We start from the raw sequence: 17,695 nt of genomic DNA on the forward strand, positions 1-17,695 counted from the left end.
TCAATCTTCCATGAAACGGAACTATTTGTATATCACCTTTTTGAGCCTTGTGTTGACAAGCTGTAAGGACGAGTTTCTGGCCTTGTCGCCCATTTCACAGGCCAGTACGGCGACGTTCTACCGAACCGGTTCCGACCTGCTGAATGCCCTGAACGGAGCCTATGGATCACTGCAGTCCAGCGGTCAGTATGGTCAGTATTACGTGGTTGCGGAAATACCGTCCGACGATACCCGCCCGGTACTATCCGGTTCGGTAACGGATCAGGACGAGTTCGATAAATTTTACATGCGAACCACCAATCCATTCGTGGCTACCCGCTGGAGCGATGGTTACCGGGGCATCTACCGCTGCAACGCCATCATCGACCGGAGCGCGGGGGTGACCATGAACGAAGACCAGAAAAAACGCATCGTTGGCGAAGCGAAATTTTTACGGGCACTGATGTATTTCAACCTCGTCCGGGTTTTTGGCGATGTTCCGCTGGTGGTTAAAGAGGTGGTTGACCCGCAGGAAGGCTATACTTACGGGCGTACACCGGTTGCGGACGTGTATGCGCAGATTATCCAGGATTTAACGGATGCGGAAGGGGTTTTGGACGTTAGTTATACCGGAGCCAATGTGGGCCGGGCCACGCGCGGAGCGGCCAAGTCGCTGTTGGGGAAAGTCTATCTGACCCAACGGAAATACGCCGAAGCCGCGGCCAAACTGAAAGAAGTGATCGACGCCGGAACGTATGATTTGTTGCCCAGCTACGCCAGTGTTTTCCAGGCATCCGGGAAAAACCACCGGGAGTCCATTTTTGATGTCCAGTACAAAAAAGGCAGCATCGGCGAGGGCAGCGGTTTTGCCAATGCCTATGCGCCCGAAAATTCGGGCAACGCGGTGATTCAGTTTGGGGGTGGGGGCAACAACCAACCCACGGCCGATCTGATCGCGGCTTATGAACCCGGTGATTTGCGGAGAGAGGTGTCGCTGGCCACCAGCTACACCAATGCCAGTGGGGTTCGGGTGGACTACAATTTTATTCGCAAATACCGCGATGCGCCCGTTATTTCCGGCGATTCGGAAGACAACTGGCCGGTTTTGCGGTACGCCGATGTGTTGCTGATGTATGCCGAAGCCCTGAATGAAACCGGCAATACGGCCCAGGCGCTGCCCTTCCTGAACCGCATCCGGCAACGCGCCGGACTGGCCGCTAAAACCGCCACCGACGCCGGAACACAAGCCGCCATGCGGTTGGCACTGGAACAGGAACGACGGATTGAACTGGCATTCGAAGGCCACCGCTGGTTCGACCTGGTGCGCACGGGCCGGGCACTGCCGGTGCTGCGAGCCAAAGCGGCCGCCATTGGTATCCAGACGAATCTGACCGAAAATAACCTGCTGTTTGCCATTCCGCAGAGCCAGATCGACATCAACCCGACGAAAATCACCCAGAATCCGGGGTATTGATTTGATAAGAGCAAAGCGGTGAGACAAGAGAAGTGAGACAAAATCATACGCTTGCTTCCCTTGTCTCATTTCTCTTGTCTCATCGCTTTGCTCTAGCCAGTAGATTATTGACCCTCAGCGGCTTTGGGTGTGTGAGTCATCAGCACCCAAAGCCGCTTTTCTATGCATCGACGCTATTTTTTAAAGACAACCGCCGTGGCCGGTTTGGGCGGGCTAACGTTTAGGCGGGCAATGGGAAAACCGCTGGCGGTTCCGGTTCGGGCATTGACGAAAGGCCCCGGTTTTCACTGGTTTGGCTATTACGACAAACGCCAGTTCGATCCATCGAATCGCTATGTGCTGGGCATGAAAGTCGGTTTTGAAGGGCGTTCGCCGGTGGGTGATGATGTCATCAAAATCGGACTGATCGATTTGCAGAAAAACGATTCGTGGACGGAACTGGGCGAAAGCCGGGCGTGGGGCTGGCAGCAGGGCTGCATGTTGCAGTGGGTGCCGGGTTCGGCATCGGAAGTGATCTGGAACGACCGCGTGGGCAATCAGTACGTCAGCCACATCGTCGATGTGTTCACCCGCAAAAAACGGACGTTGCCGATGGCGGTTTACGCCCTGAGTCCGGACGGGAACTGGGCCATTGGCACGGAGTTTAGCCGGATTCAGGATCTGCGACCCGGTTACGGGTATGCCGGGATTCGCGATCCGTATTACGATGTCAAGGCCCCCAGGGAAATCGGCCTGTACCGAATGGACTTAAAAACCGGTGCGACCCAACTGCTTCTGTCCCTGGCCGACGCGGCTTCCATTCCCCACAACGGCGAGTCGGTAGAGGCTAATTTTCACTGGTTCAATCACTTACTGGTCAATACGGACGGAACCCGGTTGACTTTTCTGCACCGCTGGCGAACCAAACGCGAAGACAGGCAGGTGATGGCCCGGACCAACTTCGTCACCCGGATGTTTACGATGAATCCCGATGGCACCGACCGCTTCATCATCGATCCCTCCGGTTTTACGTCGCACTTCATCTGGCGCGATCCGACCACCATCTGTGCGTTTACGAAACCGGAAGGCCAGCCGCAGTCGTTCTATTTGCTGGGGGATAAAACCGGAAAAATAGAGCCGATTAAGTCCGACAAAATGCCCGTCAACGGCCACCAGACCTATATGCCGGGGCGAAACAACGAATGGCTGTTGAACGACAACTACGCCAATGCCAAAAGCCGGGATCAGACGCCGTATCTCTACCACCTGCCCACCGACCGGCGGATCGACCTCGGGCATTTTCCGGCGGGTGAAAGCTACGTGGCTGAGTGGCGTTGCGATTTGCACCCCCGCACCAGCAAAGACGGCAATTTCGTCTGCATCGACTCCACCCACGGGGGCAATGGACGGCAACTCTATCTGCTGGATTTGCGGGCGGTTTGGAAGGAATAGAATGAAAAAAGAATGTAAAATACTAAATGATGAACGCCCAATGTAAAAGTCAGGAGCTAAGCGCACACTACTTTTACATTGGGCGTTCATCATTTGTCATTTATAATTCCTTTCCCTCTTCGAATGCCAGTTCCCGTAGCATGTCCATCGTGACGTAGTTCAGCACCTGCTTGCAGCCTCCTCATCACCCCTCCGAAATTGTTTTTGGTTTTGCGCGCGACGTGGTTTCTACAAAATGGGTCATCCCTACGGGATTGGTTTTGCGCGCGACACGGTTTCTACAAAATGGGCCATCCCTACGGGATTCATACCCCGGATAAGCACACGCGATTTCTACAAAATGAGCTGTCCCGACGGGACGAATGGCGGAACCGATTCCGCGTAGGAAAACCAACAATCCCGTCGGGATGGCCCATTTTGTAGAAACCGTGTCGCGCGCAAAACCAATCCCGTAGGGATGACCCATTTTGTAGAAACCGTGTCGCGCGCAAAACCAATCCCGTAGGGATGACTCATTTTGTAGAAACCGTGTCGTGCGCAAAACCAAAACTAATCCCGTCGGGATGGCTCATTTTGTAGAACCAAATCCGCATCGATAAGGATAAATCCCGTAGGGATGACCCATTTTGTCCCTGCGGATCTGGATTGAGCATAAAAGGTGTTCGTCCAGGTTAGCGGATAATGGCTTTGATCACAACTGGCTGATGGTCGGACGGGTAGCGTTGGTCTTTGGCATCGGTCAAAACGCCGTATTTCAGCACGTCGATGCCTTTTTTGACGAAAATATAGTCGATGCGGTTTTTCATCGGCGCGTCGAATTTGAAGCTGTTGAAAGTGCCAACGGGGCCGTAGGGCGGCTGGGCCGTGGCCTTATACGAATCGCTCAGGATGGTTTCAATGGCTTTCACCTGTTCGGTTTCGAGCGTCGAGTTCAGGTCGCCCACCAGCACGACGGGCTCGTCTTTCGCGATTTCCTTTATTTTCTGCACCATCAATTTGCCGGATTCCTGCCGGGCTTTCACGCCCTGGTGATCGAAGTGAACGCTGAAAAAGTAGAACTTCTTCTTTGTGGTTTTATCCCGGAACTGCGCCCATGAGCAGATGCGGTTGCAGCAGGTGGCATCCCAGCCTTTGCCGGGTTTGTCGGGCGTTTCGCTCAGCCAGAAATTGCCGGATTTCAGGATTTCGAAGCGGTCTTTTTTGTAGAAAATCGCTGAATGCTCCCCCGCCTGTTGTCCATCGTCGCGACCGGCCCCGAAAAAGGCAAATTCTGGCAGTTCCGCAATGCCGTCCAACTGATCCCGTAGGGCTTCCTGGGTGCCGAAAATATCGAATTCGTGGAACCGGATCAGGGCCTTGACCTCTTCCTTCCGGTTGGGCCAGGCGTTGATGCCGTCATTTTTGGTGTTGTAGCGGATGTTGTAGGTGGCAATGGTAATCGGCGTGTCTTTCTGGGAAAAACCATCTTGAGCAAGTAGAAAGGTGCAAAGCAGGAGTAGGATTGTTTGTTTCATGTTTTAAGGATTCAGTTTAAAAGACTGTTACACAGGGTTAATCAGAGGACATCAGAGATACACAGAGAAAAACTCTGATTAACCCTGATGTCCTTTGATTAACCCTGTGTACTAACTCACCACCCCGGGTTCTGCCCGATCTCCGGGTTCAGCAGCCGGTCATTTTCCGGGATGGGGTAGAGGTAATATTTATCGTTCCACTTCCGCGGAATGTTGCTCAGCCACGTCAGTTCGCCGGAGGTGTCGTTCGACAACCGCTGCGGATTCGGCACGCCATTGACGGTTTCGGCGACGTTGATGTAGGTGATGCCCGCCAGTTGTGTCGCCGGTTTCACTTTGTAGAACACCACGTCGTTTTTGCCGTCTTCGTTCAAATCCATCGGTTTGTCGAGGGCCGGAACATAAAAACCGTTCCAGACCTGCTCCATCAGTTCCCCGCGTTTCCAGCGAATCAGATCCGGAAAACGGAAGCCTTCCAGCGCCAGTTCGATGCCCCGCTCGCGCCGGATTTCCAGCAGCGAGGGGTCCGAAATGCCGGGGAAATAGGTGGCTTGCAAGTACGGATCGGCCGCGGTTGGTTTGGCCGTTAAACCGCCCGTAATACCGGCCCGTTTCCGCAACGCACCGATGGTTTTAACCCAGTCGGCATCCGTAAAGGTACCGAGTTCCGCTTTGGCTTCGGCATAGTTGAGCAAAATTTCGGCATACCGCATGATCGAAATCGAATTGTCGTTGCGGGTTCCGCCGTCGGCATAGGTGTCGTCGAGCGTCCATTTGATCGGCATATACCCGGTGTAGGTGTACGAGAAAACCGGTGGCGCGGGTTCCACCGCTCCGCCATTGACGCGGGTGTAGTTGCCCGACCGGATGGTTTGCGGCAGGCGTTTGTCGCGCCCTTTCACTTCTTCCATAAACGTCAGGGTTTTATACCCGGCTTTGCTGGTAAACGGCGTTCCGTCGAGGTTCAGATACGTGTTGACAAACGTCCGCGTCAGGCTGACACGCGCACCATACGTCGCACTCGTCCACCACCAGTTGGCATCGTTGAAAACGCTTAATGCCGGATCGACGACGGCTGATAACATGATTTCATTCGTTACGGGCGTTTTGTTGATGAACAATTGCCGGTATGATTTGTCGGTGCCACCGGCTTCGTTCAGCGAAAAACCGCCGTCTTTCATCACCGCTTCCGAAGCCGTCACGGATTCCGTCAGCCATTTGGCGGCAGTGCCTTCGAGTTTATACGACGTCTGGTATTTCCGGAACGTGCCTTCAAACAGACAGATTCGGGATTTGTAACCGTTGGCGACGGATTTGGTAATGAGCGTCCGCGAGTTGTCGGAAGTCGTGCGGATGTTTTGCGTCGCGTAATTCAGATCGGCCAGCACGGAATCCATCACCATGACGCGCGAATCCCGGCCTTTGTACAAATCCTGATCCGTCACACCCATCGCCTTGTTAATCCAGGGCACATCGCCAAACCGCTTCACTTTATCGAAGTAAAACAAGGCGCGAAAAAACCGGGCTACCCCGATGTAATGCCGCCGGACGTCGGCCGGAATGGCGGGATTGGTCGCATTTTCGATGAAGTAATTGATGTTCCGCAAAGCCGTCCAAGTCCAGCCGGAACTTTGGCGCGGTCCGTAAGCCCCGTCGCGAATCAAGTCCGGCACCTGTGTCCGGGCCGCGAAATCGGCCATTTCGTCGCTCCGAATGATGTCGTTGGCAGTTGGCAGGTTATCATAAAATGAATTGGCGTATAACTCCAGCCCCCGTTCACTGCTGAAAACGGAGTTTTTAGAGGCCGTAGATTCCGGAATCTGCTCCAGTTCGCTGCATCCGGCGAAAAGTAGACCGGCCAGAAGAAGTCCTATGTGTTGTAATTTCATGGTGTTGCTGGTTGTAAGATTAAAAAGTAACGGACAGACCCATCGTGAAACTCTTCAGAATCGGGTAATTATGGCCGTTTCCGCTCGTTCCGCTGGTCAATACGCGGTCCGATTCCGTCGCACTTTCCACGTCCAGGTCCTTCGTGCGTTTGTAGAGCGCGGCCCACGTCAGGACATTTTCGGCCGACACAAACACCCGGGCGCTGCTCATACCGGCTTTGCTGATGAGCAGTTTCGGCAGGCTGTAGCCCAGTTGAACGTTTTTCAATCGCAGGTAAGCCAGGCTCTGGAGGTATTTGGTTTGCTCCTGCCGCAGTTCACCCGCACTGTTCTGGGCTACGTAACCCCGGGGCCGGGGCAAGTAGGCATTCGGGTTCGATTCCGACCACATGTTGTCTAGGTGCCAGGTCGGAATCCGGTTGTAGGGACGGTTGTAGGCTCCCCAGAACGTGCCGGCTTCCGCGCCCGGCCACCAGTCCTGTTTGCCAACACCCTGAAAGAAAGCCGAAAAGAAGAAATTGTTCCAGTCGGCATTCAGCATAATCCCATAAGTGTAGCGGGGTGTCGAGTTGCCGATGATGGTTTTATCACCCGGTTTGTCCACGGTATTGTCGCCCGGATCGATCACGCCGTCGCCGTTGATGTCCCGGAATTTGATGTCGCCCGGCAGCAACTGGTTGGTGTTGGAGGCTTTGAACAGCGTCTGCTTGGCGGAGTTTTTGATGTCGTCGGCAGAGGTGAAAAAGCCTTCGGTCGTATAGCCCCAGATTTCGCCCACGGTCTGACCGGCGTAGTAATCAGTCAGCCGTCTGTTGGGGTTGTTATACTTGTCAATCTTCGCCGTGTAATCGGCCATCGTCAGCCGGACTTCGTAGCCAAACGGTTTTCCGCCCACGTTGGCCTTATCCCGCCAGGCCAGAACCGCTTCCCAGCCTTTGGTGGTCAGGTCGGCGTAGTTTCCTTTCGGAACGTCGGTTCCAAAAACCGCAGGCAGCGTCATCCCAACCGTAAACATATCCGTCGTTTTCCGGACGTAGGCATCCGCTGTCAGCGTCAGGCGGTTGTTCAGCATACCCAGATCCAGACCCAGATCGGCGGTGGTGGAGGTTTCCCAGGTCAGCCCGTCGGGAATCACGCTCGGCTGACCGGTTTTCTGGGGCCGAACGCCGTTCAGAATCCGGCCCGACTGCGAAATGGAGAACTTTTCCTGGAAGGCATAGGACGCGATCGTACCATTGCCCAGTGAACCGTATGACCCTCTGATTTTCAGGTCAGAAATCAACTTTGGCGACACTTTCCAGAAAGGCTCATTGGCCACGCGCCAGCCCGCCGAAACCGAGGGGAAGAAGGCATACCGCTGTCCCGCCGGAAACTTGGACGATCCGTCGTAGCGGCCATTCACCTCCAGCAGATAGCGGTCTTTGTAGGAATAATTCAGCCGGTAAAAACCGCCGACAATCGCCCATTTTTCCATCCCCCCGGCGGTGGTGATGGCCTGCCCCAGGGCCAGGTTGATGTCCTGTGCATCTTCATAAATCAACCCGTTCCGAACCGCTTCCAGTCGGCGGAAGTTCGAGGTTTCGTAGTTGTAGCCCACCAACGCTTTCACGTAATGGTTCGCGTTGATTTTGGGTTCATATTCGGCGTAGAGGTTGGTCGCGGTATAAAGTGTTTCCTGGAAAATATTCTGCAGGTCGTTGGTGTTGACGCCAACGTATTCGATCACGCCCGGTTTGCGGCTATACGGCACCGGAACGCGGGTGCGGTATTCGTTGTTGTCGGTGTTCTGAAACGTGAAGTTCCCGTTTACCCGAAGCTGGTTACCGAAGAAATTCGTGGCAAAGTCGGCAGTGTTCCGAAAAACGCGCTTGTCCATGTCGATACCGTTTTTACCGTACCAGAAATCGCCGACTGTATAAGCCGCTGAATACGAAAGCGTTCCGTCCGGGTTGAACATCGGCGACATGTTGTGACCTTCGTCCGAAATGTTCCGCCAGATGCTGCCCCCTTCGCCGACGTTCAGCGGGTTGTGGTATTTCATGGACGAGAAATCGGCGTTGTTCGACACCTTCAGCCACGGAAACACCTGAATCGATCCTTTGGCGCGTAAGCTAATGATCTTGTAATCATCGGAATTGTAGCGGAACAAACCCTCCTGGTTGTAATACCGCCCGGTTACGTAGAAGTCGGCTTTGCCGCTGCTCCCCGATACCGACAGATTGTGCTCGGTGGCGCTGTTCTGCTTCTTATACAGCTCTTTATACCAGTCGGTGCTGTGGTAATACACATATTCGCCCGTAGCCGGATCGACTTCGGTGCGGGGCAGACTCGGATCGTTGTTGCGCCGTTCGAGTTCCGCCAGATAGGCCTGCGAAAACCGCACGGTTTTATTGACGTTCTGGGGCGTTTGCGAGTAGTCGTTCCAGGCCGACCAGCTCTCGTTGAACATTTTGGCAAACGTGTATCCGTTCGTTACGAAATCCGGCACGCTCGTCGGGCTTTTGATCGAATGGTTCAGCGAGTAGGTGACGCTGGTGCGGTCTTTGGTCGGGCTTTTGGTTGTAATCAGCACCACACCGAACGCACCTCTAGCTCCGTAAATAGCCGCCGAAGCCGCATCTTTCAGCACCGAAACCGTGGCAACGTCGTTCGGATTGAGTCGGCTCGGGTCGCCTTCCACCCCGTCGATCAGCACCAGCGCACTGCCGCCCTGACCAATGGAGGTAGTTCCCCGGATGTTATACGAAGGCGATTGGGTCGGTTTTCCGTCGCCCATTTTCAGGTTCAGGTTCGGAATCGTGCCCTGCAACCCCTGCGTCAGGTTGGGCAATGACCGGTTTTCGAGGACTTCGCTCGTCACCTGATCGACGGCACCGGTGAGGTTTACTTTTTTCTGCGTTCCGTAGCCCACCACCACGATCTCATTCAACGTTTTGGTGTCCGGTTTCAGCGCAACATTCAGACTGGTTCGGTTGCCCACCGCCACTTCCTGCGACTCGTAGCCTACAAAACTAAACACGAGCACGGCGTCGGTGTTCGGTACAACCAGGCGGTAGGAACCGTCGGCACCAGTGGTGGTTCCTTTGGTCGTTCCTTTCAGCACGACGCTGACGCCCGGTATTCCCTCGCCCTTTTCGCCTTCGGTCACGCGCCCTTCAATGTTCACATCAGCGGGAGCCGGTTTTTCCATCGTTTTCCGGTCTGTCACCAGCCGGTTTTGCCCTCCGTAGGCGAGTGTTGTCTGGCTGTAACCCGAAGCCAGACACCCGGTCAGCAGCAGGATCAGAAGACCGGTTTTTCGTATGCGTTTTTTCATAAAATGGATAGATAAAAAATTGGTTAGTATGTTTCTGCAACGGATGAATGGTACAGTGAAATCAAAGCAACTGAGCCCGGCACCTCATCGGCGATCGGGATTATTGCACTGATAATCAGACGCCGGAAATATGTGATTTAAAAAAGGCTTTCTTAGATTATTTTACTCTATGCAATCGCATGATTTGATTATAAGATTACCATACGGTCTTCTTACGCGCTCGTTGCGGGTTGTTTTGATAGGGTTCAGAAGCGGAAATTGTAAACTAATGTTTTAGTTTACAATTAGAATCGAATTGTCGTACCTTGTTGCTGGATGATTGCGTGTTTTAAGTCTTCCGGGTCGGTGGTTTCAATTCGGCTGCGAAGAAAGGGGGAAATTGAATTTTACTGATGCTGATGCGGGTTAACAAATTGTGATTTTTGACCTATAAATAGTCAAGAAAATTTCATGGACTTTCTGGCGGACGGTCGATGCGGCTTTCATTTACGGAGATTGGCTTTCTTTGCTACGCGTTGGAAATCGTAAATGTTTTATGGGCGTATTGATTTTCAGGAGATCCGTCCTTTTTGATGGGTCATCCCTCCGGGATTGATTAGTTTTGCGCGTGACACGGTTTCTACAAAATGGGTCATCCCTCCGGGATTGTTGGTTTTTCGCGCGACGTGGTTTCTACAAAATGATTCATCCCTCCGGGATTCGGTTGAATCGGTTTAAAGTCCCGTAGGGATGACTCATATTGTAGCCCCCGGTTAAAACCGGGGGTGAAAATGAACGATGGTGGTTTAAAGTCCCGTAGGGATGACCCATTTTGTAGCCCCCGGTTTTAACCGGAGATAGCGTCATTGCCGGTTTTTCGAGTCGATGACGATGGTCACCGGGCCGTCGTTGACCAGAGCGACTTTCATATCTGCACCGAATTCACCGGTTTCGATGGGTTTTCCCAACTCGGCCGACAGTTGCCGGATCATTTGTTCGTAAAGCGGAATGGCTACTTCGGGCCGGGCGGCATCGATGAAGGAGGGGCGGTTGCCTTTTTTGGTACTGGCGTGGAGCGTAAATTGGCTGATGAGCAGAATCGAACCGTCGACGGTTTTCAGATCCAGGTTCATCTTGTCGTCGGCATCACTGAAAATCCGCATGCCGACAATTTTTTTGCTCAGCCAGTCGAGGTCTTCGCGGGTGTCGGCGTGGGTGATGCCCAGCAGAATAAGAAAACCGGTACCAATCCGGCCTTTTACGTGCCTGTCAATGGTAACGGAAGCTTCAGAAACGCGTTGGATAACTGCAATCACAGGGACGAATGGTTTACGGTTTACGGTTTACCGTTTACGGTGGCTGACGCGTTACACTTCGTGCGACAGCAAGCACGCGTCAGCCACCGTAAACGGTAAACCGTAAACCGGATACTTTTAAATACTCAGTACCAAACTGGCAATCAGGAAATAGACGCCGATGCCGATGAGGTCATTGACGGTGGTGATGAACGGGCCGGATGCGATGGCGGGATTGATCCCGAACCGGTTGAGCGCAATGGGCGTAATGGTGCCCATAAACGATGCCAGCAAAACCACCGCCAGCAGGGCCAGCGATACGACCGGAACCAGACGCGGTTCACCGATCAGCATACAATAGGAACCGGCTAACGAACCGATAATCAGACCGTTAATCAGGGCGACCAGCACCATTTTCGCCAGCCGCTGGCCAACGGTCGCGCTCAGGCCGGACTTTTCGGCCAGGCTCTGCACGATCAGCGATGCGGTTTGAATGCCGACGTTACCACCCGTGGAGCCAATAATGGGGATGAAAGCCGCCAGGGCCGCAATTTTGCTCAGTTGCGAATTGAAATTATTGATCACCGTGGCCGCCATCAGGCTCCCGACGGCTCCGGCAATCAGCCACGGCAGCCGGGCACCTACCAGTTTCCAGATCGTATCATCCTCTTCTTCCACATCCCCCGTAATCCCGGTAATGGCCTGAATATCAAGCTCTGCCTGTTCGGTGATGACGTCCACCACGTCGTCAATCGTGATCTGACCCAACAGCCGTCCCTGCACATTCACCACCGGAACCGCATCTAAGTCATAGCGTTGCATCACTTCGGCGACCTCCTGAACCGGGCGGTAGGTTTCGACAAAAATGACGTCTTCTTCGTAGATATCGGCGATTTTGGCGTTTTTCCGCGCCAGCACAATTTTCTTCAACGAAACCCGGCCCAGCAGTTTATCGGCATCGTCGATGACATACACTGAGTAGACATTTTCCACATTCTCAGCCTGTTGCCGGATTTCTTCGATGCATTGATTGACCGTCGTGTTGATGTTGACCTTGATCAGCTCCTTCTGCATCAAACCGCCGGCTACGTCCTCGTCGTAGTGGAGCAGATCAAGAATGAACCGAGCCTGTTCGCGGTCGCTCAGGAGGGCAATGACTTCTTCGCGGGTCTGGATGGGCTGCTCGTTCAACAAGTCGACGGCGTCATCGGAATCCATCTCATCGACATATTGCGCCAGTTCTTCCGACGTAAAACTTTGCAGAAATTCCCGACGATCGATCACTTCCAGGTTCGTCAGGATCTCGGAACCCACTTTTTTATCGAGCAAGGCCAGCAGATACCGCGCCATCTCGGTATCCAGTTCGTAGAGAATTCCGGAAATATCGGCAGGATACAGTTCTTCCATTTCCGCCCGCAACGTTTCGTCGTCGTGGGCTTCGATAGCCGTCTGAATGTGCTCTACGTATTCTTTGGTAAGCTCGAAAGTCATGGATGGTAATGATGAATGATAAACGATGGATGATGAGTGGACTGGCTTATGACGCAATCCATCGTTCATCATTCACCGTTCATCATTAACAAGGTAAGTTGAACAAACTCCGGCACGCCCAGTTGTTCGGCGCGTTTATCCAGTAAAGGGTGAGACAACATGGACTCCGGAGGGTTTAACGGTTTCAAGGCATTTCGCAGTGTTTTCCGCCGGTTGTTGAAGCCTTGTTTAACAACCTGAACAAATTTTTTCTCGTCACAAGGCAAGGCAACGACGGTGTTCCGACGAAGACTGATGACCCCTGACTGCACTTTTGGCGGGGGCGAAAATACACTGGCATCCACTGTAAATTCATACCGGATGTCGTAGTAGGCCTGTAACAGAACGCTCAGAATACCGTAATCCTTGTTGCCCGGCGGGGAGGCAATGCGCTGAGCCACTTCCTGTTGCAACATACACACGACTTCCTGCACCTGCTGGCGATGGTCTAAAACCTTGAATAAAATCTGCGACGAAATGTTATAGGGGAAGTTCCCGATGATGGCAACGGGCTCCTGAAACAGAACCGATAAATCTTTTTTGAGAAAATCACCGTCCAGAATCCGGCCGCGCAGCATGGGGAAATGGGCGGTGAGGTAGGCAATGGATTCGGTGTCGATCTCGATGACGTGCGTCGTAAACGGCAGATCGGGGCCAAGCAGATATTGCGTCAGCACACCCATACCCGGGCCAATTTCCAGCACGGTTTTATAACCATTATGGCCGGAAAGCAGCCCTGCGATGCGTTCGGCAATGCTGAGATCTTTCAGAAAATGTTGACCCAGGTGTTTTTTAGCGCGAACGGCATCGCCCCGGAAGGACGGTTCCCGGTTTGAGGTGGTTCGCTTTGAAGGTTTTCCGTAAGAACGCACAGGCATGATTTGACAATTTTATTCCTGCAAAGGTACACCGACGGTTGATGGAACCGTATAAAATTCGTGGCATTTCCTGAGGGAATTGGTTAATTTTACCGCTTTCCCGGTAATACGTCATTTATTCATGCACAGAGGTGTTATTCATTACGATGAGTTGACGGAATGTGGGCTGTTCAAGGATGCAAGTGGTCAGATTCATATTTTTCGCAAGGGCGATCCGGTTTATCGGCATGTCTGGACGTATGAAATCGCCGAAAAACCGCCGACAGGCGCTGTAATACCCGTTATGCAGCCTGATCGCCGACCGTTGGGGCCACCGCTACCGGTCGAAAAACCGCTGGAAGCCATGCCCCGGGTGAGTTCGGCGGGGTTGCCGTCTGCCCGGGTGGGTTTGCTCAACTGGATCGGGATGGCGTTATCCGGACTGGCGTTGCTGTTGTTGATCAACATTGGGGGAGAGCCGCGCAAAGACGGCGTGGGCAGCAATCCGAAACTGATCGACTCCATGTGGGCCGTCATGGCGGGGGTGCTGTTGCTGATCGAACTGATTTATTTCAGTGTGGGCGCGGCTCGCTGGCGCATACGTACGAATTACTGGGGTATCGTCGTTTGTACAGTATTTGCCAGCCTCTTAATGAGGGGTTGCGATCATTACGAAGCCGACAAACTCGCTGACGTTTATACCATTGTACTGGCGATTTTATTACTGATCGTTTATTTACTGCCTAAACAAAAAAACGGTTGAAGGTGTTTTGCCCCCAACCCCCTAAAGGGGGCTTTTGATCCTGAGTTTTTGGCCCCCTTTAGGGGGTTGGGGCAAAATCCATATTGAGGAAACGACCGACCTGGAACCGGTTTCGAACCAGATACCATACGACGTGCACAAACGAATGAATCAATCACCTCTGCGGGCCACCAGCCTGTTTTTTCTGGTACTCCTCCTGTTCTTCCAAAGCTGCGGCCGGAAAGAAAAAAAGACCGAAAAACCGCCCGAAGCCAAACCCGCAGGCATCAGCAACATCCTGTTTTTTATGGAAACCTCGGCCAGCATGGGCGGGTATCTGAAAGGAGAAACGAATTTTAAAGTCGCGGTTTCCGAGGTGGTGACCAAACTGAACCAGATTGCGCCGGTGGAAGTCTGGACCATTGCCGGAAAGCCCAAGCCCGTTGTGGAGGGCTATAATCAGTTTGTGGTCAATCTGGCTACCACGCCTTTGGCCACCGAGCGGAGCTCGGAATTGCACAAAATTTTCAAGGAAGTGGGGGAGAAGGCCAGGGGCAACACCGTCGCCCTGCTGGTGTCGGATTGCATTCTGTCGTTTCCGGATGCCGAAATCCGGAAAAACCCGGAAATCAACCGCCAGAATGCCGAGAGCGTTCTGAAAAGCCAGATCAACGACCAGTTTGCCAGCCTGAAAAAGCAGGGCATCAGTGCCACGGTTTTGGCCTACAGCTCCGGTTTTAACGGCACCTACTACGATTACCAGAATAACAAGCACAAGCTGACGGGCGAGTCACGGCCGTTTTACATCTGGATCATTGGCAAACAGGAACTGGTTGGCGATCTGAACCGGAAACTGAATGAACTGATGATTACCAAACCCGCCAAGCAACTGGATTTTGGAGCCAGCGGAGCGTTGAAACAGTTCGATCTGTTCTTTTCGCTGAATAAAAAAGGGGAGTGGCGCGCCGAAAAAGCGGGTTTGGCCGAACTGACTGTAAAACCGGCGGCTCCGGCTGAATTTGCGGTGGGCGTCAACCTGAACGGGCTACCGGCTTATGCCCAGGCAGAAGATTTCATTCGGAAAAACCTGGTCGTAACCGCTCCCAATGCCACCGTTAAGCTGATCAACGTTCAGAAAAAAGAAAAAGTCGCTACCAATCGACTGAAAGAGCGGGAACTGAAACTGCTCAATCAGAACTCCCACGTGCTGACGTTCCGGGTCGAAAATCTCTATGACGACAAAGCAGACGTTGCCATCAAATTGCCGGTGCGGTTTGACGACTGGTATGCCAGCGGCTGGTCGACCATGGACGACCGGACACCCACCAGCCGGTTTAACAAAACCTTTGCGCTGGTTCACCTGATGAATGGCGTCAAGGAAGCTTACCAATCGTCGAACAACGATTTTCTGGTGCTGAATTTAAAATTGGAAAAATAAATTCTGCCCCCAACCCCTAAAGGGGGGGCTAACCCGGAGGTTTTAGCCCCCTTTAGGGGGTTGGGGGCAATCGACAACACACAAATACTAACTTTCATCCCCATGTTTGTAACCCTGTATGAACTCTGGCTGGGCCAGAACAATGACCCTATCTACGCCGACGAAATCTTTACGCCCGTTGGTCTTCTTACCCTCTTGTTTTCGCTGGGCCTGGCGGCCTTGTTTTATCTGATTCTGGGACGCTGGAAGTCCATTTTTTACCGCACCTCTCACTGGGTCATCATGCTGGTGATCGCCGGTATTTTCGGATTTGGGTATGCGGTCTGGTTCGCCCTCGATGCCACCGGTGCCGAGGATACCGACAGTTACATGCAGGGATTTGGGGGCGTAAACTTATTGTACGCACTAATTTACTTTTTCGTTTTTTCGTTACTCCTGAAACGGTTCTCCATTTTTGCGAAGAGAACCCCCTTCTAAGCCGTCCTGAACTCGGATTACGCAGATTAAAGGATTAACAGGGATTAGCTGCCGCAATCTATCCTGTTAATCCTTTAATCTGCGTAATCCGGGTTCAGACAATCGTAGCGAATCCTTTAATCCGCGTAATCCCGGTTCAGAAAACTTTTTCTATGAAACTATTTCTTTTTGGTATTGGTGGTACGGGCGCCCGCGTCCTTCGCTCGCTGACCATGTTGCTGGCCGCCGGGTCCAAAACCCCCGCCGACCTGACCATTATTCCGATTCTGCTCGACATGGACATGCAGAACGGTGACACCGAACGGGCGTTGCGGGAAGTGGAACTCTACCGCGCCATCCGCCGGACGGCGTATAAAGACACCGCAGCCAGTCAGGGAAGTCAGACCGAACGGCGGACGTTTTTTGCCACGCCTTTGCAACCGCTCGGGACGCTTCAGGCCGAAAATGCGCAGGAGAAAATCGGCGATTCGGTGTTGCCCAAACTGACCGATCACGAGGGGACTTTTGAAGAGTTTCTGAGTGTCAGCAGCATGGATGACATCGACCGTGAACTGCTCAAACTGCTCTATGACAACTCGGCCCGGCCCACAAGTGCGGAATTGAAGCTGAATCTGTCGGTGGGTTTCAAAGGAAATCCGAACATCGGCAGTGTGGTGTTTAACGCGCTGGAAGACTCGGCGGTGTATAAATATTTCACCGGTGCCTTCAACGACCAGACCGACCGGATTTTTGTCATCAGTTCGATTTTTGGGGGTACGGGTTCGGCTGGTTTTCCGCAACTGATCAAATTGTTGCAGCATCCGAGTCAGAAAATCCAGATCCGCAACGCCAAAAAAGGGGCGGTGACGGTGATGCCGTATTTTGCGCTGGAAGAAAACAGCCAGAGTGCCATCGACCAGAACCGGTTTTTGTCCAAAACCAAGGCTGCGCTTTCGTATTACCAGACGCAGGTGAACCTGGATGCGCTCTATTACATTGGCGACCGGCCCGGTAGCAAGCTCTATCCCAATGTGGAAGGTGGCTCGAAGCAGACCAACAACGCCCACGTGGTGGAGATGCTGGCGGCTGCGGCCATTCTGGATTTCGCCAATAAACCCGAAGCTGAATTCAGCGACGCCAAGCGGTATTTTGAATACGGCCTGAAACGCAACGACCGGACGCTCGATCTGCCACATTTTCACGACCAGACTTACAACGGTATTCTCGAACCGCTCATCCGGTTTGCCTACGCGACGAAGTTTTTCACCGACTTTGTGCCGACCAACCTGGGCGAAGCGTTTGCCAAAAACCTGGCGCTTTCCCAGAACCTGCGCACCAACACGTTTTATACGTCGCTGGAAAATTTCATGACGCACCACTTCAAAACCTGGCTCAACGAAATGGCGCAGAATGACCGGGCGTTTTATCCGTTCGACATGCTGAACGATTTCAATGCGATGGTGCGCTCGAAGCGGATCGAAACCGGTTTTTTTGACAAAGGACTCAGTGAGAAATTCCTCCGGGATCAGGCCGGGAAAATCGAAAATACGTTCCAGACGCCCTTTCCGGAGCCGGAAAAGCGGTTCATGCAATTGCTGATTGAAATTGCGGAGAAAGCCCGCGAAAAACTCGGCCCGCTCAACCGGCAATTGTCGGATGCTAATGTATAGTAGTGAATTGTTACACAGGGTTGATCAGAGGACATCAGGGTTAATCAGAGTATTTAATGAAAACTTTTCCCTGATTAACTCTGATACCCTCTGATCAACTCTGTGTAACAATTCATAGATATCTC

General features: G+C 52.9%; 12 protein-coding genes. 6 read left to right on the forward strand and 6 right to left on the reverse strand.

What is annotated here, in order from left to right; translation table 11 throughout:
- The first annotated feature begins 10 nt into the window (after window positions 1-10).
- Together ACO064_RS23250 and ACO064_RS23255 are read left to right on the forward strand one after the other, a co-directional pair.
- Window positions 11-1,453, forward strand: coding sequence for a RagB/SusD family nutrient uptake outer membrane protein (locus tag ACO064_RS23250; protein ID WP_421829601.1), 1,443 nt, complete (start codon window positions 11-13; stop codon window positions 1,451-1,453).
- Between the two features lie 162 nt (window positions 1,454-1,615).
- Window positions 1,616-2,884 carry a hypothetical protein gene (locus ACO064_RS23255; protein WP_421829602.1) on the forward strand — a complete coding sequence of 423 codons (1,269 nt, stop codon included), beginning with the start codon at window positions 1,616-1,618 and terminating at the stop codon, window positions 2,882-2,884.
- 671 nt (window positions 2,885-3,555) lie between these two features.
- Here the strand turns inward: ACO064_RS23255 and ACO064_RS23260 are convergent.
- The 6 genes from ACO064_RS23260 to rsmA form a co-directional block, all read right to left on the reverse strand.
- Window positions 3,556-4,398, reverse strand: a complete 843-nt coding sequence (locus ACO064_RS23260) for an endonuclease/exonuclease/phosphatase family protein (RefSeq protein ID WP_421829603.1) — start codon at window positions 4,396-4,398, stop codon at window positions 3,556-3,558.
- A gap of 116 nt (window positions 4,399-4,514) precedes the next feature.
- The gene (locus ACO064_RS23265) at window positions 4,515-6,287 is read right to left on the reverse strand and encodes a RagB/SusD family nutrient uptake outer membrane protein (RefSeq protein ID WP_421829604.1); all 1,773 of its coding nucleotides are present in this window, start codon (window positions 6,285-6,287) and stop codon (window positions 4,515-4,517) included.
- Between the two features lie 19 nt (window positions 6,288-6,306).
- Window positions 6,307-9,603, reverse strand: coding sequence for a SusC/RagA family TonB-linked outer membrane protein (locus tag ACO064_RS23270; protein ID WP_421829605.1), 3,297 nt, complete (start codon window positions 9,601-9,603; stop codon window positions 6,307-6,309).
- A gap of 842 nt (window positions 9,604-10,445) precedes the next feature.
- Window positions 10,446-10,898, reverse strand: a complete 453-nt coding sequence (dtd, locus tag ACO064_RS23275; protein ID WP_421829606.1) for a D-aminoacyl-tRNA deacylase — start codon at window positions 10,896-10,898, stop codon at window positions 10,446-10,448.
- 117 nt (window positions 10,899-11,015) lie between these two features.
- Complete coding sequence (mgtE, locus tag ACO064_RS23280; protein WP_421829607.1) at window positions 11,016-12,368, reverse strand: magnesium transporter; 1,353 nt, start codon at window positions 12,366-12,368, stop codon at window positions 11,016-11,018.
- Window positions 12,369-12,436: 68 nt separating this feature from the next.
- Complete coding sequence (gene rsmA, locus ACO064_RS23285; protein ID WP_421829608.1) at window positions 12,437-13,285, reverse strand: 16S rRNA (adenine(1518)-N(6)/adenine(1519)-N(6))-dimethyltransferase RsmA; 849 nt, start codon at window positions 13,283-13,285, stop codon at window positions 12,437-12,439.
- A 121-nt stretch (window positions 13,286-13,406) separates the two neighbouring features.
- Between rsmA and ACO064_RS23290 the strand changes: the two genes are divergently transcribed.
- The 4 genes from ACO064_RS23290 (at window position 13,407) to ACO064_RS23305 (ending at window position 17,570) form a co-directional block, all read left to right on the forward strand.
- Complete coding sequence (locus ACO064_RS23290) at window positions 13,407-14,027, forward strand: hypothetical protein (protein ID WP_421829610.1); 621 nt, start codon at window positions 13,407-13,409, stop codon at window positions 14,025-14,027.
- A 145-nt stretch (window positions 14,028-14,172) separates the two neighbouring features.
- Window positions 14,173-15,444, forward strand: a complete 1,272-nt coding sequence (locus tag ACO064_RS23295; protein WP_421829611.1) for a hypothetical protein — start codon at window positions 14,173-14,175, stop codon at window positions 15,442-15,444.
- Window positions 15,445-15,546: 102 nt separating this feature from the next.
- Entirely contained in the window at window positions 15,547-15,921 is a 375-nt protein-coding gene (locus ACO064_RS23300; RefSeq protein WP_114405564.1) for a hypothetical protein, read from the forward strand.
- Between the two features lie 152 nt (window positions 15,922-16,073).
- Complete coding sequence (locus tag ACO064_RS23305) at window positions 16,074-17,570, forward strand: hypothetical protein (protein WP_421829612.1); 1,497 nt, start codon at window positions 16,074-16,076, stop codon at window positions 17,568-17,570.
- Window positions 17,571-17,695: the final 125 nt, after the last annotated feature.

It is taken from the genome of Larkinella sp. (assembly GCF_965227735.1).
GTDB lineage: Bacteria > Bacteroidota > Bacteroidia > Cytophagales > Spirosomataceae > Larkinella.